Annotated in this window: 1 protein-coding gene; it reads right to left on the reverse strand. The window is 67.1% G+C overall.

Going from position 1 to position 1585, the window contains the following annotated elements; translation table 11 throughout:
• The coding region (locus tag ABZX75_RS34110) for a B12-binding domain-containing protein (protein WP_355418069.1) at positions 1-1585 on the reverse strand (1585 nt) is incomplete at both ends.

The raw sequence follows: 1585 nt of genomic DNA on the forward strand, positions 1-1585 counted from the left end.
CTCGACCTTGGCGGGGTCCTCGCCGCCGAATCCGAGCTCGGCGCGGACGCGGGCGTGCCAGTACTCGGCCATGGCCTCGGCCAGCTGGACGGAGAGGCCGTGCAGCTCCAGGTACTCGCGGTAGGAGTCCGATTCGAAGAGCTTGGCGGTGGCCTCGCCGATCCTGGAGCCGACGGTGACGACCTGGAGGCCGACGACGTCGGTTTCGCCGGACTCTTCGGGGCGGAAGAAGTCGGCGAGGCACAGGCGGCGGCCGCGGCGCTGGCGCGGGAAGGTGAAGCGGGTCCGCTCGTTGCCCTCCTCGTCCAGGATGATCAGGTCGTCGCCCTTGGAGACGCAGGGGAAGTAGCCGTAGACGACGGCGGCTTCGAGGAGGTTCTCGGTGTGCAGCTTGTCGAGGAGGCCGCGCAGGCGCGGGCGGCCCTCGGTCTCGACGAGCTCCTCGTACGTCGCTCCGCCGGCGCGGGCCTGCTTGAGGCCCCACTGGCCCTTGAAGAGGGCGCCCTCGTCCAGCCAGGAGGCGTAGTCCTTCAGCGGGATGCCCTTGACCACCCGGGTGCCCCAGAACGGCGGGGTGGGGACCGGATTGTCCACGGCCACATCGGAGCGGACGGAGCCGAGTTCGGGGATGTCCTCGATCTCGATGAGGGGAGTCGCGGGTTTGGTGACGCGGCGCTGTTTGAGGGGTGGGAGTGCGGCGCCGGGGACGCCGCGCTTGACGGCGATGAGGGCGTCCATGAGGCGCAGGCCTTCGAAAGCGTCGCGGGCGTAGCGGACTTCGCCCTCGTAGATCTCGTGCAGGTCCTGCTCGACGTAGGCGCGGGTGAGGGCAGCGCCGCCCAGGATGACGGGGTAGTCGGCGGCCAGCTTGCGCTGGTTGAGCTCCTGGAGGTTCTCCTTCATGATCACGGTCGACTTGACGAGGAGACCGGACATTCCGATCACGTCCGCCTTGTGCTCCACCGCCGCTTCCAGGATCGCGGAGACCGGCTGCTTGATACCGATGTTCACGACGTTGTAGCCGTTGTTGGTGAGGATGATGTCGACCAGGTTCTTCCCGATGTCGTGAACATCCCCGCGGACCGTGGCCAGCACGATCGTGCCCTTGCCGTCATCGTCGGTCTTCTCCATGTGCGGCTCGAGATAGGCCACAGCCGTCTTCATCACCTCCGCCGACTGAAGGACGAAGGGCAACTGCATCTGACCGGAGCCGAACAGCTCACCGACGACCTTCATCCCCTCCAGAAGGGTGTCGTTGACGATGTCGAGGGCGGGGCGGGTGTGGAGGGCCTCATCGAGATCGGCCTCCAGGCCGTTCTTCTCCCCGTCGATGATGCGGCGCTGCAAACGCTCGTCCAGGGGCAGGGCGAGGAGTTCTTCGGCCCGGCCGGCCTTGAGGGACTTGGTGTTGACGCCCTCGAACAGCGCCATCAGCTTCTGCAGCGGGTCGTAGCCCTCGGCCCGGCGGTCGTAGATGAGGTCGAGAGCGGTGTTCACCTGCTCGTCGTCGAACCGCGCGATGGGCAGGATCTTGCTCGCGTGGACGATCGCCGAGTCCAGGCCGGCCTTGACACACTCGTCCAAA

The sequence above is a fragment of the Streptomyces sp. NPDC003038 genome (genome assembly GCF_040611115.1).
In the GTDB taxonomy this organism is placed as follows: Bacteria; Actinomycetota; Actinomycetes; order Streptomycetales; family Streptomycetaceae; genus Streptomyces.